The organism is Kribbella sp. NBC_00482 (genome assembly GCF_036013725.1).
Taxonomy (GTDB): domain Bacteria; phylum Actinomycetota; class Actinomycetes; order Propionibacteriales; family Kribbellaceae; genus Kribbella.
Genome location: NZ_CP107881.1, coordinates 75,944 through 95,388, shown reverse-complemented (window position 1 = coordinate 95,388; position 19,445 = coordinate 75,944). Strand labels below are relative to the sequence as shown.

Here is a 19,445-nt window from a genome sequence, read left to right as displayed (position 1 = left end):
GCCCTTCTGTGCCTGCAGATTCGTGCCTGTGGACAACTCGGCGTACGGCGGATCAGGGGGTGTTGTACTCCGCGGCGATTTCGGTGTCGAGTTCGGCTTTGCGTTTGACCCAGCGTTCGGTGAGGCCTTTGACCTCTTCGCTGATGAAGTCGATGAAGGCCAGGGAGACGCGGATGCGGTGGTGGGCGTCGGTGCCTTCGCCGGCGGCGTCGAGGACCTTGCGGAGGGATTCGGACCAGCGCAGCAGTGAGGCGTCCTCGCTCATCATCGTCTGGTACCAGGCGTCGTCCTGCACGACGTACACATCGCGGCGGCTGCCGGGCTCGCGTTCGCGGGTCGCCAGGCGCAGTTGGAGCAGGTAGTTGACCGCGCCGGAGACCGCGGCGGGGCTCGCCTGCAGCTGGTCGGACAGTTCGGCGGCCGTCATCCGCCCGTCCACGCTGGACAGGATCGCGGCGAACACCCGGGCGGCCATCCGCGGCCAGCCGGTCTCGGCCAGCAGGTTGCCGAACTGCTCGGTGTACCGCCGGACGGCGTCATCGTCTCGAAGTGCACTCACCGCCCCATCATCCCCTCTGGGTCACTCGATTCCCTGATCTGTGAGAAAAGTGTTAGCAAGATTCACAAACTTCTGAATGAAGTGTACGTTATGAATCATGACTTCAGCCATAGTGGTCTCTGGACTGCACAAGTCGTACGGAAGTACGCACGCCCTCGACGGGCTCGACCTTGAGGTCGCGACCGGAGAGGTGCATGGCTTCCTCGGGCCGAACGGCGCCGGGAAGTCCACCACCATCCGCGTCCTGCTCGGACTGCTGCGCGGTGACGCCGGTGATGTCTCGCTGCTCGGCGGGGACCCGTGGGGCGACGCCGCGAAGCTGCACCGCCGGCTGGCCTACGTCCCGGGCGACGTGAACCTGTGGCCGAACCTGACCGGCGGCGAGGTGATCGACCTGCTCGGCCGGCTCCGTGGCGGGCTGGACGAGAAGAAGCGCGACGAGCTGCTGCGCCGGTTCGACCTCGATCCGACCAAGAAGGGCCGGACGTACTCCAAGGGCAACCGGCAGAAGGTCGCGCTGGTCGCCGCTCTCGCGAGTGACGTCGAGCTGCTGATCCTGGACGAGCCCACGTCCGGTCTGGACCCGCTGATGGAGGAGGTGTTCCGGCAGTGCATCGAGGAGGAGCGTCAGCGCGACCGCACGGTGCTGCTGTCGAGCCACATCCTGTCCGAGGTCGAGGCCCTGTGTGACCGGATCAGCATCATCCGACGCGGCAAGGTGGTCGAGACCGGCACGCTGGCCGACCTGCGCCACCTCACGCGTACGTCGATCCAGGCCGAGCTGGCCGGGTCGCCGAACGGGCTGGCGCAGCTTCCGGGGATCCACGATCTCGACGTCCAGGGCAACCGGGTCCGCCTCGAGGTGGACACTGCCCAGCTCGAGGCCGTGATGCGGCAGCTGTCCGCGAGCGGTATCAAGAGCCTGGTGGCGCAGCCGCCGACGCTCGAGGAGCTGTTCCTGCGGCACTACGAGGACGACGTACCTGCTGAGCCTGTGGCGGCCGTGCGATGAGCGACTTCGTCGGTACCGGGACGCTGGTGCGGCTCGCGCTGCGCCGGGACCGGGTCCTGCTCCCGATCTGGATCGTCGTGTTCGCGATGACGGCCGCGGGTTCGGCCAAGGCGACGATGGACCTCTACACGGACCCCAAGGCGCTGGCCGACGCGGCACAAACGTCGAACGCGTCACCTGCGCTGGTTTCGCTGTACGGGCGGATTTTCGACGAGTCCTCGCTCGGGGAGGTCTCGCTGTTCAAGCTAACGGCGTTCGGCGCGCTACTGGTCGGGTTGCTCGGCGGCATGCTCGTCGTACGGCACACCCGCAGCGAAGAGGAGTCCGGGCGGCTCGAGCTGCTGAGTGCCGGCGTACTCGGTCGGTACGCCGCTCTGGCCTCCGCACTGATCGTGTCCGGGGCGACTGTGATCGTGCTCGGGCTGTTGACTGCGCTGTCGCTGATGGGCAGTGGCTTGGACACGAAGGGGTCGTTCGCGTTCGGGTTGCTGTGGGCGGCTGCCGGGCTGTCATTCGCCGGTGTAGCTGCGGTGACCTCGCAGGTCACTGAGAGCGCGCGTGCTGCCAACGGACTGACAGCAGTTGTGCTGGGCGTGGCGTACGTACTGCGCGCCATCGGCGACTCGTCCGCAGACGGCAGCACGCAGTGGGTCTCGTGGCTGTCACCAATCGGCTGGTCGCAGCAGGTCCGTGCGTACGCCGGTGACCGGTTCGCCGCACTGCTGCTGCCGCTCGCATTCCTCGCCGTACTGATCGCTGCAGCGACCGCACTGATCCGGCGGCGCGACCTGGGGGCCGGTCTGGTGCGGCCGCGCCCCGGACCGCCGCGGGCGGCCAAGTCGTTGCGCTCGCCGCTCGCACTGGCCTGGCGGCTGCACCGAGGCTCGTTGCTCGCCTGGGGTTTCTCGTTCCTGCTGCTGGGTCTGCTGGTCGGCAACATCGCCAGCAACGTCGACGGGTTCGTCACCAGTGACAGCGCGAAGGAGATGGTGCAGAAGCTCGGTGGCGTGGAGGGCATCACGGATGCGTTCCTGGCGACCGAGATGGGCATGGTCGGCCTGCTGGCGTCGGCGTTCGGGATTCAGGCGGCGTTGCGACTGCGGTCGGAGGAGACCGCGCTGCGGGCCGAGCCGTTGCTGGCGACCGGTGTCTCGCGGGCGCAGTGGCTGGCGAGTCACGTGCTGATGGCGCTGCTCGGCACCGGCGTACTGATCCTGGTCGCCGGACTGGGCTCCGGGATCTCGAGTGGTGCGTCGCTCGGCAACGTGGGCCGTCAGGTACCGCGGATGCTCGCCGCGGCCGCCGTACAGCTGCCCGCGATCTGGCTGGTGACCGCGCTGGTCGTCATCCTGTTCGGGTTCGCGCCCAAGCTGGTGACCGGGGGATGGGCGCTGTACGGCGTGTTCCTGCTGATCGGTCAGTTCGGCGAGATCTTCAACCTGCCGCAGTGGATGATCAACCTCAGCCCGTACGGCCACACGCCGCGACTGCCGGGCGGTGACTTCTCCGTCGCACCGGTTCTGTGGCTGACCGCGATCGCCGCCGCGCTCACAATCGCCGGCTTCGCCACCTTCCGCCGCCGCGACATCGGCTGACGTTTCGGCTCACCCATGATCAGCGCTGGTCTGAGGGGTCCAGCGCTGCACAGGCCCGCCCGGCACCTCACCGGGCGGGCCTGTCTACGATCGCTGGGTGTTCAGTGAGCAGCTGGTTGGGTTCTGGAGCGAGCGGCACCTGTGTGTGCTGAGTACTGTCCGAGCGGACGGGACGGTGCACGCGACGCCGGTCGGGGCGACCTTGGACGTCGAGGCGGGCCTGCTGCGGGTGATTTGCTCCGGTACGTCGTACAAGGCCCGCGCGATCCGGCGGCTCGGAGAGGCGGCTGTCGCGGTGACACAGGTGGACGGCCGGCGCTGGAGCACGATCGAGGGGCGTGCTGTGGTCAGCGACGACCCTGCGCGGGTACACGAGGCCGAGCGGCGGTACGCCAAGCGCTACAAGGAGCCCCGGGTCAACCCGCAGCGCGTAGTCATCGAGATCACCGTGACCAAGGTCCTCGGCAATGCCTGACCCCATCACCGTCGTTGGCCTGGGCGCCGACGGCTGGACCGGCCTCTCAACAGCAGCCCGCACAGCCATCGAACAAGCCGAGCTACTCCTAGGCAGCCCGCGCCAACTAGCTCTGATTCCTGAAGCTGATGTGTTGCGCGTCGCCTGGCCCTCGCCGTTGTCGGAGGCGCTTCCGCAGTTGCTGGAAGAGCACCGGGGACGGCGGATCTGTGTGTTGGCGAGTGGTGACCCGACGTTCCACGGCATCGGTACGACGCTGGTCCGCTTGCTCGGCGCCGACGCCGTACGTGTGATCCCGCAGCCGTCGAGCGTCTCCCTGGCGTGTGCGCGGCTCGGCTGGGCGCAGGACCAGGTGCAGGTGGTGAGCCTGGTAAGCAACCCGGTCGAGCGACTCCACCCGCACCTCCATCCTGGCCGCCGCGTCCTGATCCTCAGCCGAGGCGCCCAGACACCGGCCGAGGTCGCGGACCTGCTGGTCGCCCGCGGCTACGGCTCCAGCGAGTTCACAGTCCTCGAACAACTCGGCGGCCCAACCGAACGCGTCCGTACGACGAACGCCACCGACTGGTCCCACGACGTCGACCCGCTCAACGTCATCGCCGTACTCTGCCCACTCGACGCCCCCGTCCTCTCAACAGCAACCGGCCTGCCCGACGACGCGTACGAGAACGACGGCCAGCTGACCAAACGCGAAGTACGCGCCGTCACCCTGTCTCGTCTCGCACCCGTGCCTGGGCAACTGCTCTGGGACATCGGCGGCGGCGCGGGGAGCATCGCGATCGAGTGGTCCCGGCATCACCCGTCCTGCCATGCGATCGCCGTCGAACGCGACCCCGACCGCGCGAAACGGCTGGAACGCAACGTGGCCGCGCTGGGTGCGGCGGTGGAGGTCGTAGAAGGTGCAGCCCCGGCAGCGCTCGACGGTCTCGAATCGCCGGACGCGATCTTCATCGGCGGGGGAGCGACCGCGGCCGGCATGTTCGACGTCTGCTGGAACGCGCTCCGCCCGGGCGGTCGCCTGGTCGCCAACGGCGTCACGTTGGAGACCGAGTCCCTGATCGCCCAGTGGTACAAGGCCGTCGGCGGCGACCTCGTCCGCCTCGACGTACAACGCGCCTCCGCCATCGGCACCATGACCGGCTGGCGCCCCGCCATGCCGGTAACCATCTGGAGCGTGACGAAGTGACGGTCCACTTCATCGGTGCCGGACCCGGTGCGGCAGACCTGATCACAGTCCGCGGCCGCGACCTGATCGCCTCTTCACCTGTCTGTCTGTACGCCGGTGCGCTCGTACCGGTCGAACTACTCGACCACTGCCCGCCCGGCGCCCGCAAGGTCGACACCGCGAACCTGACCCTCGACGAGATCGTCACCGAACTCGCCACCGCGCACACCGCCGGCCTCGACGTCGCCCGCCTGCATTCCGGCGACCCGTCCGTCTTCAGCGCAATGGCCGAACAGATGCGCCGCCTCGACACCCTCGAGATCCCGTACGACGTGACGCCCGGCGTACCGGCGTACGCCGCGGCCGCCGCCACCCTCGGCCGCGAGCTGACCGTTCCGGAGGTCGGGCAGACCGTCGTCCTCACCCGGATCGGCGGCAGCGCCAGCGCGATGCCGGCCGGCGAGGACCTGACGACGCTCGGCGCGAGTCAGGCGACGATCGTTCTGCATCTTGCCGTGCAGCAGATCGATCGCGTGGTCGAGGAACTCGTCCCGAACTACGGCGCGGACTGCCCGGTCGCGGTCGTCGCGCGTGCCTCCCGCGACGACGAAGTCGTGCTGCGCGGGACGCTTGCTGATATCGCGGAGCAGGTGAAGTCTGCGGGCGTTCGCCGTACCGCCGTCATCATCGTCGGAAAGGTGCTGTCGGCAACGGCCTTTCGGGACAGTCATCTCTACTCGGCCGATCGGTCTCGATGAAGGTTCTGTTGCTCGGCGGGACGGGGGAGGCTCGCGAGCTGGCGGGCCTGCTGTCCGGCGCCGGGGTCGACGTGGTGTCGTCGCTTGCCGGGCGGACAACCGATGCGCGGGTGCCGGTTGGTGAGGTGCGGGTCGGCGGGTTCGGTGGAGCGGGCGGGCTCGCGGGTTGGTTGCGGGAGCATTCGGTTGATGCGGTGATCGATGCGACGCATCCGTTCGCGGCGAACATCACTGCGAATGCGTTTGCTGCGACGCGCGAGATCGGTACGCCCCTGCTGGTGCTGCGGCGGCTGGGGTGGATCGCGGAGCCTGACGACGATTGGCATTGGGTCGAGACCGCGTCCGCTGCTGCTGAGTTGTTGCCGGAGCTCGGGAAGCGGGCGTTTCTCACGATCGGCCGGCAGGGGCTGGATGCCTTCGCTGGTACCGGGTTGTGGACGCTCGCTCGGTGCGTCGACCCGCCCGAACCCCGTCCCACCTGGTGCACGCTGATCCTTGCCCGCGGCCCCTTCACCCTCGTTGACGAGGAGACGATCCTCCGCGACCACGGCATCGACGTACTGGTCACCAAGGACAGCGGCGGCCCCGCCACAGCCGCCAAACTCACCGCAGCCCGCCGACTCGGAATCCCCGTAATCCTGATCCGCCGCCCACCCCTGCCTGCGGGAGTTGCGGTGGTCGAGACGGTCGCGGAGGTCGTTCAATGGGTGATGCGGGCGAGCCACTCACCAAGCACGTGACGCTCGCCATCAGTCAGCATCTCAAGCTCCGGTAACCGCGCTCGCAACGCATTCGCAGCCGTCACCGCCCCCACACCCGTCCGCGCCCTGTCATCCGCGGTCTCGTGGTGTGCTGGGTCTGTTGCGATTGCTGCGATCAAGGCGTCGAACATCGTGTCCGCCAGCCGCGGATCGCGGCTCTCCTGGGGGACGGCTAGCAGTGCTAGTACGGCGCCTGAACCGGCCGCCTGCACCAGTTCCGCGGCCAGGCCCTCGTCGACGCGCAGCCGTCCGGCGGCTCCGATGTTGCGGATCCGGGTTCGCAGGATCGCCAGCCCGGCCTCGGCTGCGGCGGGGCGCCGGCCCGGCCGCGTGTCGGCGTACATCAGGAGGAAGAGCGCCGGGTTCGCCAGCCCGAACCCGATGTGCAGGTCCCATCCCGCGCGGAGGTCCGTGATCGGGTCTGCCGTCGAATCGAGGGGCGGCTTGTCCGCGAGGTACGTCGAGAACCCGTACTCCAGCACCGCCGCGAGCAGCCCGTCCTTGTCGCCGAACAGCCGGTAGATCGTCGGCGCCTGCGTACCCGCCGCAGCCGCGACCGCTCGCGTCGACACAGCGTCCCGCCCACCACTCGCAAGAAGCCCCGCCGCAACCTCGACGATCTGAGCCCGCATCCGGTCCCGCCCACCGCTACCGCTCGTAGTCGCGTCGGCCGGCGTCTCGTCGGTTTGCAGCTCGTCCACGCGCCAACGGTAGCGGTTGGCTCGCCGTGTTAACAGTGATAGCGTCAATCTGTATCCACTGATAACAAGGAGTCATGCATGATCATCGTCACCGGAGCGAGCGGCCGCCTCGGCCGTGCTGTCGTCGACCGCCTCGCCGACCGTGTCGCCACCGATCAGCTCGGTGTCAGCGTGCGTAACCCGGCGAAGGCCGCGGACCTCGCTGCCCGCGGTGTTCGGGTACGACGTGGAGACTTCGGCGACCCGGACTCGCTCGCGTACGCGTTCGAAGGCGCCACCCAGGTGCTGATCGTCTCCGGCCCGGCCGACCCGGAGCCGCACCACGTCGCGATCGACCTCGCCAAGACCGCCGGCGCCGGGCGCATCCTCTACACCAGCCACCAAGCCGCGAACCTGGACTCCCTGTTCCTCGCGACCCGGGGCCACGCCGCGACGGAACAGGATCTGGCCGATTCCGGCGTACCGTTCACGGCCCTGCGCAACGGTTTCTACGCGAGTACGCCGGTCTACCTGCTGCGGTCCGCGCTGGCGACGGGAGAGCTGATCCTGCCGGAGGACGGGCCGTTCTCCTGGACAGCGCACCGGGATCTGGCCGACGCGGCGGTGCTCGCGCTGACCGACCCCGGCCGTCTGGACGGCATTACGCCGGCGCTCACCGGGCCGGAGCTGTTCGACTACGCGGACATCGCTGCGATCGCGTCGGATCTCGTCGGGCGGAAGATCACCCGGGTCGCGGTGCCGGACGAGGAGTGGAAGCAGGCGGCGCTCGGGCGCGGAATGCCGGAGTTCCTGGTCGAGCTGACACTGGGCATCTTCGCCGCCGCGCGGCGCGGCGAGTTCGCCGTCGTCGACCCCACACTGCCCACACTGCTCGGTCGCCCGACCACGACGCTCCGCGAAGTACTCACCGCCGAGCTCACCACCTGACAGCTGTCCGTCGGCGGGTCGATAGATTGACGCCATGGGGATTCAGATCGCGCCTAGCATCCTGGCCGCCGACTTCGCGCGGCTGTCTGACGAGGCGGCAGCTGTGTCGAATGCGGACTGGCTGCATGTCGACGTGATGGACAACCACTTCGTGCCGAATCTGACCCTCGGGATGCCGGTGGTCGAGTCGCTGGCCAAGGCGACCGACATGCCGCTCGACTGTCACCTGATGATCGAGGACCCGGACCGCTGGGCGCCTGGGTACGTCGAGGCGGGCGCGTCGAGCGTCACGTTCCACATCGAGGCCTGCCGGGCGCCGATCCGGACCGCGCGGGAGATCCGGGCCAAGGGCGCGCGGGCCGCGATGGCCCTCAGGCCCGCAACCCCGATCGAGCCGTACGAGGACCTGCTGGCCGAGCTCGACATGATCCTGATCATGACCGTCGAGCCCGGCTTCGGCGGGCAGAAGTTCCTCGACGTCTGCGTGCCGAAGATCCGCCGCACCCGCCAACTGCTCGACAAGCACGGGCTCGACCTGTGGATCGAGATCGACGGCGGCGTCTCGGCCGACACCATCGAGCGCTGCGCCGAGGCCGGCGCCGACGTGTTCGTAGCCGGCTCGGCCGTGTACGCCGCCGGCGACCCGAACGCGATGGTCGAGGAGCTACGCGGTCTCGCCGAGCAGTCCGCCGGCCGGTAGGTCAGGCCCACTCGGCTCCGGCTCGACCTCAGGCGGCACCCGGAGCAGCAACACCGTCGCCAGCACCGCGAGTACGGTGGCCAGCAGCCACACGTACCGCACGCCGAAGCCTTCGATCACCGCACCCGACACCGCAGCCCCGATCGCTGCACCGCCGGTCGCCGCGCTGCCCATCCACCCGAACACCTCGGTTCGCGCGACGTCCGGCGTCAACGAACCCAGCCGCCCATACAGCGCGCCGATCGCCGGCGCGAGCGTCAGCCCCGACACCGCCAACGCGATCCCGAGGGCCACCGACGACCAGGTTGCGAACACACACAGCAGCATCCCGACCGCGACCAGAGCAGCCCGCCGCCAGAGGTACGACGTACGCCGACCGGGCAACGCGCCCGCAACAGCGCCTCCGACCAGGCTGCCGAACGCCCAGACGGCCTCGAGGATCCCGGCGATCAGCCGCTGACCGTGGTCGTCGGCGAACGCGACGATGGCCAGCGAGATCCCGTTGAACGACATGACCCAGAGGCCGAACGCGAGGATCAGCGGCAAGCGGTGCCGGTGCCAGAGCAGCTGCCGCGCGGTCAGCGGCACCGTGGTGTGCTGGTCGCGGGGGAGCGGCTCGGGTTGTCGAAGCGCATACCACCAGATGAAGACGGCCGACATCACCGCCGCGAGCAGTACGCCGGCCCGCGGGCTCGCCACACTCACCGCGGTTGCCCCGAGCATCGGCCCGACCATGAACAGCAGCTCCTGCGCCGTCGCATCCACCGAGTACGCCGTCCGCAACGCCGGGCCCGAGACGACGCGCGGCCACGCGGCCCGCAACGTCTGCATGACCGGCGGCACCAGGGCGCCGGCGATCAAGGCCAGCAGCGGCAGCAACCGATGCAGCCCGGCCGGAAGGAGCGCGATCCCGAACAGCGCCAGACTCCAGGCGATCCCGGTCGCGAGCAGCACGCCACGAGGTCCGCGCCGGTCGGCCGCACGCGACCAGAGCGGTCCCGCAACCGCCGCACCGACCGAATAGGCGCCTGCGACAACGCCCGCCCACTGGAACGAGCCGCTCGCGTCCTTCGCGAGGAACGCGATCGGCACCATCGTCGCGAGCATGGGCAGCCGGGCGAGCAGTGACGACACCAGCAGCGTCATCACACCGTGCGCTCGCCACAACTCGCGGTACCCGGCCAATTCCATGCCGGCATTCTTGCCCCCGCCGCCGACAGTTTCAGTGCACCAGCCGGTCAGGCCTCTACGATGAGCTGGTGAGCGAGCACAAACCGGTGGATACCTGGCTGACCGACATGGACGGCGTGCTGGTGCACGAGGAGCGCGCCATCCCCGGAGCCGGCGAGTTCATCGCCGCGCTGCAGGCGTCCGGCAAGAAGTTCCTGGTCCTCACGAACAACTCGATCTTCACCCCGCGCGACCTCCGCGCCCGCCTGCTTGCCGCGGGCATCGACATCCCGGAGCGGTCGATCTGGACCAGCGCGCTCGCCACCGCGCAGTTCCTCGACGACCAGCGGCCGCGCGGGACGGCGTACGTGATCGGCGAGGCGGGACTGACCACCGCATTGCACGAGATCGGGTACGTGCTGACCGAGCGCGACCCGGACTACGTCGTCCTCGGCGAAACCCGGACGTACTCGTTCGAGGCGATCACCAAGGCGATCCGGCTGATCGCGGACGGTGCCCGCTTCATCGCGACCAACCCTGACCCGACCGGCCCGTCACAAGAGGGTCCGCTGCCGGCGACCGGCTCGGTGGCTGCGCTGATCACCCGGGCCACGGGCGTCGCGCCGTACTTCGTCGGCAAGCCGAACCCACTGATGATGCGCAGCGCGCTGAACCGCATCGAGGGACACTCCGAAACCACCGTGATGATCGGTGACCGGATGGACACCGACATCATCAGCGGTCTCGAGGCGGGCCTGCGGAGCGTGCTCGTGCTGTCCGGATCGACCGGCGAGCACGAGGTCGAGCGCTTCCCGTACCGCCCGACCCGCGTGGTCCAGTCGATCGCCGACGTCGTACCGCTAGTGACCGCGCTGTCCTAGCAGGTCAGGACGCGGAAGCCGTAGCCCTGGGCCTTGAGCGTCTTGAGGATCGTGGGCAGGGCCGCCACGGTCTGGGTGCGGTTGCCGCCGCCGTCGTGCATCAGGATCACCGAGCCGCTGTGCACGTTGTTCAGCACGCGTTGCACGATCGCCGTCGTACCGGGTTTGGTCCAGTCCCGCGAGTCCACCGTCCACACCACGAGGTCCTTGCCGAGCGCCTTCGCCCGTTGCCGGACTGTTGGGTTCACCCCGCCGTACGGCGGTCGCAGGCAGGCCGGCGTACTGCCGATCTGCGCCCGGATGGCCTGATCCGTCGACGTCACCTGCTGCCGGAACGCGGCCGCGCTGAGGTGGCGGAGATCGGCGTGCGTCCAGGTGTGGTTCTGCACGCTGTGACCGGATTCGTGGATCCGCTTGGTCAGTTCGGGATGCTTCCGGACGTTCTGCCCGACCTCGAAGAACGTCGCCTTGGCGCCGTACTGCGCGAGGATGTTGAGCACCTTCGGGGTGTACTCGACATCAGGCCCGTCGTCGAACGTCAGTACGACGTACTTGGTCGGCAGCGGCGTTTTCGTCGGCGTGACCGGTGCTGCCGCGGACGGCGCGGGCATGGCTGGTTTGGCCGGCGACTTCGCGGCCGCAACCACGACCGAGCCGATCACCGCGCTCACCAGCATCATCATCGCCAGGCCGACGGCGCGGTTGCCCGCACGCGTCAAGCGAACGTCCATTGTCCCCCCAGGGCGGTGGGTGGTTCACGTCCTCACTGAATCCTCAGGGCCCACGCTAAGGCACTTGTGCCAGGAATTGACGTAACCCCGCGGCCCCCGCGCCGAGTGTCAGGTGCAGGACATGGTGGTGAAGCGGTAGCCCCTCGCCTTCAAAGTCCGCAGAATCTTCGGCAGCGCCGCAACCGTCTGGCTGCGGTTGCCGCCGCCGTCATGCATCAGGATGACCGAACCGCTGTGCACCTTCGCCAGTGCCCGGCGCACGATCACCGACGTTCCGGGGCGAGACCAGTCGCGGGTGTCGATGGTCCACAAGCGGATGCTCTTGCCAAGGGCAGCGGCCCGCCGGTAGATCAGCTTGTTCGTCGCGCCGTACGGCGGCCGGAGACAGCGCGGGGTGTACCCCGTCTGGGCCCGGATGTACCGGTCCGTCTTCTGTACTTGGGACCTGAATGTTGCCGAGGACACGTGCCGCAGATCCGGGTGCGACCAGGTGTGGTTCTGCACGCCGTTGCCCATTTGGTAGACGCGGCGGGTCAGGTACGGGTAGCGCGCCACGTTCCGCCCGATCTCGAAGAAGGTCGCCCGTGCCCCGTAGGCCCGCAGAATCTTCAGTATCTGCGCGGTGTACGGCGTACTCGGGCCGTCGTCGAACGTGAGATAGACGTACTTGGCACGAGCCGGCGCGGCCGCCACCGTGCTGGCCGTGCTGGTTGTGCTGACTGTGCTGGTCGTGGGCGCGGCGGTTGCCGCGAGCCCGGATGTGGTGATCAATCCGGCGGCGACTGCTGCGATCGTGAGTCGGCGAGTCGCGGCCGGTGAACGATGGAAGAACGCCATGGCTACCCCCAGGTGTAGCTCAACCCCAGTCGGGGCCACCTTCCATCGTGCGCCTTGGCATACCTTTCTGCCAAGGTTCGACCGCCTCAGAGCACCTGGGACAGGAACTGTTGCAATCTCGGGGAGTCGGCCGCGGCGAAGATCTGATCGGGTACTCCGGACTCGACCACGACGCCGTGGTCCATGAAGGCCACCTGGTCGGCAACCTCGCGGGCGAACCCCATCTCGTGGGTGACCACGACCATCGTCATCCCCGCCGCGGCGAGGTCCGCCATCAGCGACAGCACGCCCTTGACCAGCTCGGGATCGAGCGCCGACGTGGCCTCGTCGAACAGCATCACCTCGGGCTGCATCGCCAGCGCTCGCGCGATCGCGACCCGCTGCTGCTGACCACCGGACAGGTTCCCGGGCCGCGCTCCGGCCTTGTGGGCAAGACCGACCAGCTCGAGCTGCGCGCGGGCCGCGGCCTGTGCGGCCTCGGCGTCGAGCTTCTTGATCTTGCGCAGCGGAAGCGTGATGTTGTCGAGCACGCTCTTGTGCGGGAACAGGTTGAAGTGCTGGAACACCATGCCGATGCGTCGCCGCAGTACATCGGCGTCACCCCGCAGTACCGACTCGCCGCCCAGCTTCACATCACCCGCGTCCGGTTCGAGCAGCCGGTTGATCGCACGCAACAGCGTCGACTTCCCAGAGCCCGACGGACCGATCACACACGCGGTCTGCCCGGCCGGCACGACGAGATCGACGCCGCGCAGCACCTTGTTGCTGCCGAACGCGAGCTCGACTCCGCTCACCTCCAGGCTCGCTGCCTCAACGGTTCGCATGCGCGAGCTCCTTCAGTTCTACGTCCTCCGACTCGACCGGTCGTCCTTCGCGCAGCCGCTTGTCGAAGTGGTTCACCAAGTGCGTCAGCGGGACCGTCATCACCAGGTAGAAGATGCCCGCGAGCAGCAACGGGGACAGGTTGCCGTTGGTCGCGGCCGCGTCCTGCCCGATCCGGAACAGTTCGCGCTGGCTCGCCAGCAGGCCGAGGAAGTACACCAGGCTCGACTCCTTCACGAGCGCGATGAACTGGTTCACCAGCGCCGGCAGCACCCGCCGTACCCCTTGCGGGATGACGACCAGCCGCATGCCGCTCGTATAACTGAAGCCCAGCGCTCGGGCGGCCTCGAGCTGACCTTTCTCCACGCTTTGGATGCCGGAACGGAAGATCTCGCCGATGTACGCCGCGGCGATCAGCGACAGCGCGAGGATGCCGAGCGGGTACGGGTTCGGGCCCCACCAGTGCCTCGTGATCGGGGACAGGCCCTGGCCGATCAGCAGGATCGTCAGGATCGCAGGCAGGCCGCGGAAGATGTCGGTGTAGATCTTCGCCGGCCAGCGCAGCCAGCGCTTGCTGGACAGGGCGAGGACCGCCACGATCATGCCGAGCAGAGTGCCCAGCACGACCGAGGCGGCCGCCAGAATCAGGGTGTTGACCAGTCCTACCTTCAGCATCTCGGGCAGGACCGCCTTCATCGACTCCCAGTCGAGGAAGGTGTCACTCAGGGTGGACCAGATGTCCATCAGGCTTTGGGAGCCGTGAACTTGACCGATCCGCTGCCCGGCTTGAAGTTCGCCGGTACGGCGCGACCCGGGTAGTACTGCTCGACCAGCTTGGTCCAGGTGCCGTCGGCGATCACCTCGTCGAGCGCCTTGTTCACGGCTTCGCGGAGCTTGTCGTTGCTCTTCGCCACCGCGAACGCCATCGGCGCGTCACTGAGCTCCTTCGCGGCCAGGATCACCGTGCCACCGCCCTGCTCCTTCGCCATCTTCTCGCCGATCTCGGCCGGGCTCACCCAGGCGTCCGCCGTACCGGCCTTGAGCTGGCCGAGCGCGGCGTTGTAGTTCGGGACGCGGACCGGGTTCAGGTTCTTCTGCGTCGCGTAGTCGTCCTGGACGGTGCCCTGGACGACCACGACCCGCTTGCCGGTGAGCTGGTCGAACGACGTGATTCCGGAGTCCTTGGTGGTGTTGAGACCGAGGTAGCCGAAGTCGTACCCGTTGCTGAACGCAACCGTCTTCTTACGGGCCTCGGTGACCGTGATCGACGAGCTGCCGAGGTCGAACTGGCCGCCGTTCACCTGCGACAGCAGCGCGGAGAAGTCGGTGCCGACGAACTCCGGCTTCAGGTTCAGCTTCGCCGCGACCGCAGTGATCAGGTCGTTGTCGAAGCCGGTGAACTTCCCGTCCTTCACGTAGACGTTCGGCGGCGCGTCGGTCAGGGTCCCGATCCGCAGCGTCCCCGCCGTCATCAGCCCCAGATCCTCGCCGCCCGCCACGGACTTGTCCTGATTGCTGCCACAGGCAACCATCGCACTTGCCAAGGTGATGGCCCCGACCACTGCGACAACCCGCCGAAAAGCGCCGAACGCGCGCACAACTGTCTCCTCACAACGTCAACGAAGGCAGGACGGTTCGCCCCGCCGGAGCAAGCCAACACCAGCCGCGCGACGCGCATTCCGTGCCGACGAAGCGTGAGACAGCGCCGAATGTCTACTCGGGTTGTGCTATATCAGCCGTGGTGCTGCTCATAGTGCGTTAGCGCATCGGCTGTCCTGCCGGTGCCGTAGGCAAGTAGTAACTCGGCGATCGCCGGCGAGTCCACGGCGGCCGCGGCCTGCTGGATCTCCTCGGCCGAAGCGACGGCCCGGAACAGGTCCTGGATCTCCCGTACGACGCTGCGCGCGGACGGAGACGGGGGGAGCTCGCCGGGGTACGTCGTGGGTCGCAGGAAACGGCCCGGCGGATCGGTGGGCTGCCCTGCATTTCCGGTGGGTTGGCCGGGCGCGGCCGACCGCGCCAGGTGGGCTGTGGTCGGCCGGGTGTAGGCGCCGGTGGCGGCGCGGATCCCGTCCAGCTCGTGGGCGATGTGCTCGGGCTCGATCCCGCCGGACACGGCCAGATCGGTGAGCTCGGACACGGCCCGCAGGCGCGACACGACCGCTGGATTGCCGATCTTCACCCGCTGCGCGCTGACCAGCTGCGAGAGCATGGGCGCGGACAGGCCGATGACCTGGGCGAGCCCGCCCTGCGTCATGCCGAGCCCGCCGGTGATCCGCCGTACGACCTCGCCCAGTGGCTCGCCGTACAGCTCGACCTGCTGCTGCAGATTGTGTGCCGTCTGCTCCATGCAAAGATCTTCGCACTTGCGAACCCGAAATTCCAGCCTGAAACGGGGTTGACATTTGCGATAGCAAACTGCCAAGGTTTGCAGCAGCGAATCTCACCGGAGGAAACGATGACGACTCACCAGGCACACCGCCACCGGCCCGTGGTGTGGGCGCTCCTCGCCGTCACGCTGGCAGCTGTCCTGGGTGGCCTGACCGCCCCAGCCGCGCTCGCGGACCCTGCTCCGAGCGGCGGCAAGCTCGTGCTGGTCCTCGACTCGTCCGGCTCCATGGCGGAGCCAGCCGGCGACGGGCACACCAAGATCGCCGCCGCCCGGACGGCCCTGTCCAGCGTGGTGACCAAGCTCCCCGAGGCGGCCGAGGTCGGCCTCCGGGTGTACGGCGCGACCGTGTTCAAACGCACCCAGGCGGGCGCCTGCACCGACACCCAGCTGACCGTCCCGATCGGGACCGGCAACCGGCCGCAACTCCAGACGGCGATCGCCAAGTACAAGCCGTACGGCGAGACCCCGATCGGCTACGCCCTCCAGCAGGCCGCGAAGGATCTCGGTCCGGTCGGTCAGCGCACGATCGTGCTGGTCTCGGACGGCGAGGCGACGTGTGCGCCGGAGCCGTGCGCGGTGGCGCGCTCGATCGCCCAGCAGGGCATCGATCTGAAGATCGACGTGGTCGGCTTCCGCGTCGGCGGGAAGGCGCGCACCCAGCTGCAGTGCGTGGCTCGCGAAGGGCGCGGCGACTACTACGACGCCGACTCGACGATCGATCTCGAGGCTGGTCTGGGCAGGTTGTCGACGCGAGCCTTCCGCCCGTTCCGGATCTCCGGTACGCCGGTGCACGGCGCCCCGCAGCAGGAAGGCGCGCCGGTGCTTGCCCCGGGCCACTACTCCGACACGTTCGGTGTGGACAACACCTCGAAGCACTACCTGATCAAGCGGACCATGAAGGGCTCGACGCTGCGCGCCGGGGTGAGCTTCCGGCGTCCGGCCGGCGGGAGCTTCGTGATCCAGACCGAGGTGCGGCTCAACACGCTCACCGGTGAGCAGTGCGGCTGGAGCTACCCGCGCGGATTCGACGGAGACCAGGGGCTGGCGACCGGGACGGCGGCCAGTTGGTCGAAGTACGAGAAGAAGAACGACGAATGCGCTGACTCCGATCAGCTGGTGCTCACCGTGAACCCGGGGAAGAACTATCAGCAGCTCAAGGGCGTGCCGTACGAGCTGCGGGTCGACGAGGAGCCGCCGGTCGACTCGATCGCGAACCTGCCGGCCGCGGCCGCTGACCCGGTCTGGACCCAGATGTCCGGGTCGACGCCGCGCGAGATCGTGCCCGGCTCCAGCTTCCCGGACGCGCCGCTGCTCCAGCCGGGCACGTACAAGACGACGCTGATGCCTGGCGAGCTCCAGCTCTACCGGGTGAAGGCCGACTGGGGTCAGCGGATCCAAGCGCAGATGACGGTCCCGGAGATGGCCGGCGCCCAGGCCGACGCGATGGACGGAATCCGGTATCTCGACACCGCGCTGATCTCGCCGACCGGTGAGGACGTGTTCGCGATCTTCGCCAAGAACGTGCCCGGCGGCTCGTACACGAAGGCTGTGCTGACCAAGCGCGGGCTGGTGAAGGGTCTTACCACCAAGGAGATCCGGTACCTGAACCGCAACGGGGCCAACAACCAGGACACCGGCACCTCGACGCCTGGCGAGTACTACCTGGCGGTCTCGCTGACCCGGAAGACCAACGACAAGGCCTTCACGATCCCGTTGAACCTCACGGTCGGCGTGGTCGGTACGGCGGGGGCGGGCAAACCGGAGTACGTCGACGGCGCGACGCCGGTGTCGGGGGAGTCCGTGACACCTACGCCGACCGAGACGCCCAGTACGACGCCGAGTACGACGCCCTCCGAGCCGGGGGACTCCGGTGACAAGAACCGGGCCGGTGGTCCGCCGGTGGATGGGCGCTCCGACTCGGACGACGGGACGCCGGTGGCGTTGGTCGCTGGGCTTGGTGGGGGTGGAGTTGTGCTCCTGCTGATCGGTGGGCTGATCGTCGCGCGACTGCGGAAGAAGCCGGCCCCCGCGCAGTGGCCGCAGTCGAACAACTGGGGCGGTCCGCAGGCGCCGCACTAGCAGTCAGAAGCCCGGGATGCGATCCGCATCCCGGGCTTCGTCATGTTCACCGCACCAAGATCCAAACAGCACTACCAATCAACCCCGCAGCCCCCACAAAACTCCCCACCGCCAACCAAACCAACCCCCGCCGCCTCCCCGATGCCTCCACCACCTGCCCCGCCTCAGCCGCCGGCGGAACCGGCGCGCTTCCCGCCCGCCCGACCCCAGTCATCTGCGGGACCGGCGCGTCCCCCGCCTGCCCCACCCCAGTCACCTGCGGGACCGGGGCGTCCCCCGCCCGTCCCACCCCAGTCACCTGCGGGACCGGGGCGTCCCCCGCCGGGAGCTGCCGCGTCACCTGCGGCTGGAAGGCCTGCGCACGCTGAGGCCGAACGCCCCCGGCTGCCTGCGCCGAACCGCTAGGCCCGGTGGGTCCTGTCGGCTCAGCCGAACTGGTGGGTCCGGTGGGGTGGGCGGAGCCGGGTGTGCCGGGAGGTTGGGCGGTGGGGTTGGTTGGGCCGGTGGGGGTCCAGGTGGGTGGGAGGGGTGGGAGTTGGTCGAAGACTTCGGGGGCGTCGGGGAGGTTGATCCAGGGGAGGGAGCCGGGGGATGGGAGAGCGCCGGACTCGGACAGGAGGCGGGCTGCGGCTTGGGCTGTGGTGGGGCGGTCTGACGGGTTGGTCGCCGTACAGGTGTGGATGAACGCAGCTAACGGGCCGTCTGCGGGTGGGAGTGAACCGGTGGGGGTGGGGCGGTCGCCGGTGAGGAGTTCGTGGGCGACGGCGCCGACGGCGTACAGGTCCTGGCGGGGGTCGGGATCCGCGCCCGACAGTTGCTCGGGTGCGAGGTAGCCAGGGGTGCCGAGGATCGTGCTGTTGCGTGTCATCCGCGGCTCATCGATCAGGCCGGCTACGCCGAAATCGGACAGGCGGAGATGAGGAAGGCCGGTGCCGGTCGCGTCGAGGAGCAGGTTCGCTGGTTTGAGATCGCGGTGTACGACACCCGCCGCGTGTACCGCGGACAGGGCGTGCAGGAGCTGGTCGAGGAGTACGGCGACGTACGACGGCGGGAGCGGCCCGTGGTCCCCGAGGAGTGTGGCGACCGAGCCGCCGCGGACCAGGTCCATCGCGAACACGACCTTGTCGTCGTCCGCGGCCCAGCCGTGCGGGGCGACGACGTGCGGGTGCTGGATCCGTACCGACTGTTCCCGGACGAAGCGCAGCAGCGTGCCGGCGTCGTGCTGCCCGAGGACCTTGGCCGCGACGTAGGCCGAGCGCCGCAGGTCCCAGGCGCGCCAGACCGAACCCATCCCGCCGGTTCCGATCAGGTCGATCAGCCGATACCGCCCAGCAAACGCCTCCACCGGCAAGAAGGTACAGGGTCGAGGGACTGCCCAGCCGGGCCCAGGCAGCGCGACCGATCCAGCTGCAACCGCGCTCGACGCCGCCACCATCAGGACTGGGAACACCCCGCGGTGACTGGGAACAGGAAATTGCCTGTCCCCAGTCATCACGGGGTGTTCCCAGTTCGGCGCGAGCGCCGCGGGCCGGGGGTTGTTGCTGCGGGTGACGGCTCACGATGTGACCTGGGTCGTGGTGTGGGTTGCGGGGAGGGGCATACTTGAAGCACGAGTGAACCCACTCGCGTGCTCCGGGGTCGGTGTAATTCCGAGCCGGCGGTAACAGTCCGCGACCCGGTCGCTGCGGTTTGGCGATCGGTTGACCTGGTGGAATTCCAGGACCGACGGTGAAAGTCCGGATGGGAGGCGCACGCGGTCGGCGGGTGTGCTCTGGCGCCCGACGGCGCGGAGCGTGGACTGCAGAGCCCACGGGACGCGGCGGCGAGAGGTCCGGCGACGGACCGCGGCACCGGACGAGTGGTCCGGTGCGGGCGACGGA

At 68.8% G+C, this 19,445-nt stretch carries 20 protein-coding genes and 1 riboswitch; of the genes, 10 read left to right on the top strand and 10 right to left on the bottom strand.

Annotation, left to right across the window (positions count from 1 at the left end; all coding sequences use genetic code 11):
* Positions 1-52 precede the first annotated feature (52 nt).
* On the bottom strand, positions 53-559 hold the full coding sequence (locus tag OHB24_RS00470; RefSeq protein WP_327636892.1) for a GbsR/MarR family transcriptional regulator: 507 nt from the start codon (positions 557-559) through the stop codon (positions 53-55).
* 97 nt (positions 560-656) lie between these two features.
* Here OHB24_RS00470 and OHB24_RS00465 point away from each other — a divergent pair, with 97 nt between their 5' ends.
* The 6 genes from OHB24_RS00465 to OHB24_RS00440 all read left to right on the top strand — a co-directional run bounded on the left by OHB24_RS00465 (position 657) and on the right by OHB24_RS00440 (position 6,304).
* Complete coding sequence (locus OHB24_RS00465; protein ID WP_327636891.1) at positions 657-1,571, top strand: ABC transporter ATP-binding protein; 915 nt, start codon at positions 657-659, stop codon at positions 1,569-1,571.
* Complete coding sequence (locus OHB24_RS00460; protein WP_327636890.1) at positions 1,568-3,166, top strand: ABC transporter permease; 1,599 nt, start codon at positions 1,568-1,570, stop codon at positions 3,164-3,166. The genes OHB24_RS00465 and OHB24_RS00460 overlap by 4 nt, the downstream gene beginning before the upstream one ends.
* A gap of 97 nt (positions 3,167-3,263) precedes the next feature.
* Complete coding sequence (locus tag OHB24_RS00455) at positions 3,264-3,641, top strand: PPOX class F420-dependent oxidoreductase (RefSeq protein WP_327636889.1); 378 nt, start codon at positions 3,264-3,266, stop codon at positions 3,639-3,641.
* Entirely contained in the window at positions 3,634-4,827 is a 1,194-nt protein-coding gene (gene cbiE / locus OHB24_RS00450) for a precorrin-6y C5,15-methyltransferase (decarboxylating) subunit CbiE (protein WP_327636888.1), read from the top strand. Before OHB24_RS00455 ends, cbiE begins: the two co-directional genes overlap by 8 nt.
* Positions 4,824-5,564: a precorrin-4 C(11)-methyltransferase gene (cobM, locus tag OHB24_RS00445; protein WP_327636887.1), complete on the top strand. Its 741-nt coding sequence runs from the start codon at positions 4,824-4,826 to the stop codon at positions 5,562-5,564. The genes cbiE and cobM overlap by 4 nt, the downstream gene beginning before the upstream one ends.
* On the top strand, positions 5,561-6,304 hold the full coding sequence (locus tag OHB24_RS00440; protein ID WP_327636886.1) for a cobalt-precorrin-6A reductase: 744 nt from the start codon (positions 5,561-5,563) through the stop codon (positions 6,302-6,304). The genes cobM and OHB24_RS00440 overlap by 4 nt, the downstream gene beginning before the upstream one ends.
* On the opposite strand, the gene OHB24_RS00435 is transcribed toward OHB24_RS00440, so the two are convergent.
* Positions 6,265-7,026, bottom strand: coding sequence for a TetR/AcrR family transcriptional regulator (locus OHB24_RS00435; RefSeq protein ID WP_327636885.1), 762 nt, complete (start codon positions 7,024-7,026; stop codon positions 6,265-6,267). The two genes, OHB24_RS00440 and OHB24_RS00435, sit on opposite strands and share 40 nt — an antisense overlap.
* Before the next feature lie 78 nt (positions 7,027-7,104).
* Here OHB24_RS00435 and OHB24_RS00430 point away from each other — a divergent pair, with 78 nt between their 5' ends.
* On the top strand, positions 7,105-7,953 hold the full coding sequence (locus OHB24_RS00430; RefSeq protein ID WP_327636884.1) for an SDR family oxidoreductase: 849 nt from the start codon (positions 7,105-7,107) through the stop codon (positions 7,951-7,953).
* Positions 7,954-7,987: 34 nt separating this feature from the next.
* Positions 7,988-8,653: a ribulose-phosphate 3-epimerase gene (gene rpe / locus OHB24_RS00425; RefSeq protein ID WP_327636883.1), complete on the top strand. Its 666-nt coding sequence runs from the start codon at positions 7,988-7,990 to the stop codon at positions 8,651-8,653.
* Here the strand turns inward: rpe and OHB24_RS00420 are convergent.
* Complete coding sequence (locus tag OHB24_RS00420; RefSeq protein ID WP_327636882.1) at positions 8,618-9,844, bottom strand: MFS transporter; 1,227 nt, start codon at positions 9,842-9,844, stop codon at positions 8,618-8,620. The genes rpe and OHB24_RS00420 overlap by 36 nt on opposite strands.
* A gap of 107 nt (positions 9,845-9,951) precedes the next feature.
* On the opposite strand from OHB24_RS00420, the gene OHB24_RS00415 reads away from it, so the two are divergent.
* Positions 9,952-10,704: an HAD-IIA family hydrolase gene (locus OHB24_RS00415; RefSeq protein ID WP_327640997.1), complete on the top strand. Its 753-nt coding sequence runs from the start codon at positions 9,952-9,954 to the stop codon at positions 10,702-10,704.
* Here the strand turns inward: OHB24_RS00415 and OHB24_RS00410 are convergent.
* The 6 genes from OHB24_RS00410 to OHB24_RS00385 all read right to left on the bottom strand — a co-directional run bounded on the left by OHB24_RS00410 (position 10,701) and on the right by OHB24_RS00385 (position 15,444).
* Positions 10,701-11,435, bottom strand: a complete 735-nt coding sequence (locus OHB24_RS00410; protein WP_327636881.1) for a polysaccharide deacetylase family protein — start codon at positions 11,433-11,435, stop codon at positions 10,701-10,703. The genes OHB24_RS00415 and OHB24_RS00410 overlap by 4 nt on opposite strands.
* 108 nt (positions 11,436-11,543) lie before the next feature.
* Positions 11,544-12,272 carry a polysaccharide deacetylase family protein gene (locus OHB24_RS00405; protein ID WP_327636880.1) on the bottom strand — a complete coding sequence of 243 codons (729 nt, stop codon included), beginning with the start codon at positions 12,270-12,272 and terminating at the stop codon, positions 11,544-11,546.
* A gap of 86 nt (positions 12,273-12,358) precedes the next feature.
* Positions 12,359-13,096 (bottom strand): amino acid ABC transporter ATP-binding protein, encoded by a 738-nt coding sequence (locus OHB24_RS00400; protein WP_327636879.1) that lies wholly within the window; start codon positions 13,094-13,096, stop codon positions 12,359-12,361.
* Entirely contained in the window at positions 13,083-13,838 is a 756-nt protein-coding gene (locus OHB24_RS00395) for an amino acid ABC transporter permease (RefSeq protein ID WP_327636878.1), read from the bottom strand. Before OHB24_RS00395 ends, OHB24_RS00400 begins: the two co-directional genes overlap by 14 nt.
* Positions 13,838-14,692 carry a substrate-binding periplasmic protein gene (locus OHB24_RS00390; protein ID WP_327636877.1) on the bottom strand — a complete coding sequence of 285 codons (855 nt, stop codon included), beginning with the start codon at positions 14,690-14,692 and terminating at the stop codon, positions 13,838-13,840. The genes OHB24_RS00395 and OHB24_RS00390 overlap by 1 nt, the downstream gene beginning before the upstream one ends.
* A 134-nt stretch (positions 14,693-14,826) precedes the next feature.
* Positions 14,827-15,444: a helix-turn-helix domain-containing protein gene (locus OHB24_RS00385; RefSeq protein WP_327636876.1), complete on the bottom strand. Its 618-nt coding sequence runs from the start codon at positions 15,442-15,444 to the stop codon at positions 14,827-14,829.
* Positions 15,445-15,552: 108 nt separating this feature from the next.
* Between OHB24_RS00385 and OHB24_RS00380 the strand changes: the two genes are divergently transcribed.
* Entirely contained in the window at positions 15,553-17,565 is a 2,013-nt protein-coding gene (locus OHB24_RS00380) for a vWA domain-containing protein (RefSeq protein WP_327636875.1), read from the top strand.
* A gap of 46 nt (positions 17,566-17,611) precedes the next feature.
* Here the strand turns inward: OHB24_RS00380 and OHB24_RS00375 are convergent, their stop codons facing one another.
* Positions 17,612-18,910 carry a serine/threonine-protein kinase gene (locus OHB24_RS00375; RefSeq protein WP_327636874.1) on the bottom strand — a complete coding sequence of 433 codons (1,299 nt, stop codon included), beginning with the start codon at positions 18,908-18,910 and terminating at the stop codon, positions 17,612-17,614.
* A 279-nt stretch (positions 18,911-19,189) separates the two neighbouring features.
* Positions 19,190-19,321: riboswitch (FMN riboswitch) on the top strand.
* Positions 19,322-19,445 lie beyond the last annotated feature (124 nt).

What these genes read in the sequence shown, in the direction of transcription:
- OHB24_RS00465 (WP_327636891.1), top strand. Translation starts at nt 657, where the DNA reads ATGACTTCAGCCATAGTGGTCTCTGGACTGCACAAGTCGTACGGAAGT.
- OHB24_RS00460 (WP_327636890.1), top strand. Translation starts at nt 1,568, where the DNA reads ATGAGCGACTTCGTCGGTACCGGGACGCTGGTGCGGCTCGCGCTGCGC.
- cbiE (WP_327636888.1), top strand. Translation starts at nt 3,634, where the DNA reads ATGCCTGACCCCATCACCGTCGTTGGCCTGGGCGCCGACGGCTGGACC.
- OHB24_RS00440 (WP_327636886.1), top strand. Translation starts at nt 5,561, where the DNA reads ATGAAGGTTCTGTTGCTCGGCGGGACGGGGGAGGCTCGCGAGCTGGCG.
- OHB24_RS00430 (WP_327636884.1), top strand. Translation starts at nt 7,105, where the DNA reads ATGATCATCGTCACCGGAGCGAGCGGCCGCCTCGGCCGTGCTGTCGTC.
- rpe (WP_327636883.1), top strand. Translation starts at nt 7,988, where the DNA reads ATGGGGATTCAGATCGCGCCTAGCATCCTGGCCGCCGACTTCGCGCGG.
- OHB24_RS00420 (WP_327636882.1), bottom strand. Translation starts at nt 9,844, where the DNA reads ATGGAATTGGCCGGGTACCGCGAGTTGTGGCGAGCGCACGGTGTGATG.
- OHB24_RS00415 (WP_327640997.1), top strand. Translation starts at nt 9,952, where the DNA reads ATGGACGGCGTGCTGGTGCACGAGGAGCGCGCCATCCCCGGAGCCGGC.
- OHB24_RS00410 (WP_327636881.1), bottom strand. Translation starts at nt 11,435, where the DNA reads ATGGACGTTCGCTTGACGCGTGCGGGCAACCGCGCCGTCGGCCTGGCG.
- OHB24_RS00405 (WP_327636880.1), bottom strand. Translation starts at nt 12,272, where the DNA reads ATGGCGTTCTTCCATCGTTCACCGGCCGCGACTCGCCGACTCACGATC.
- OHB24_RS00400 (WP_327636879.1), bottom strand. Translation starts at nt 13,096, where the DNA reads ATGCGAACCGTTGAGGCAGCGAGCCTGGAGGTGAGCGGAGTCGAGCTC.
- OHB24_RS00395 (WP_327636878.1), bottom strand. Translation starts at nt 13,838, where the DNA reads ATGGACATCTGGTCCACCCTGAGTGACACCTTCCTCGACTGGGAGTCG.
- OHB24_RS00385 (WP_327636876.1), bottom strand. Translation starts at nt 15,444, where the DNA reads ATGGAGCAGACGGCACACAATCTGCAGCAGCAGGTCGAGCTGTACGGC.
- OHB24_RS00380 (WP_327636875.1), top strand. Translation starts at nt 15,553, where the DNA reads ATGACGACTCACCAGGCACACCGCCACCGGCCCGTGGTGTGGGCGCTC.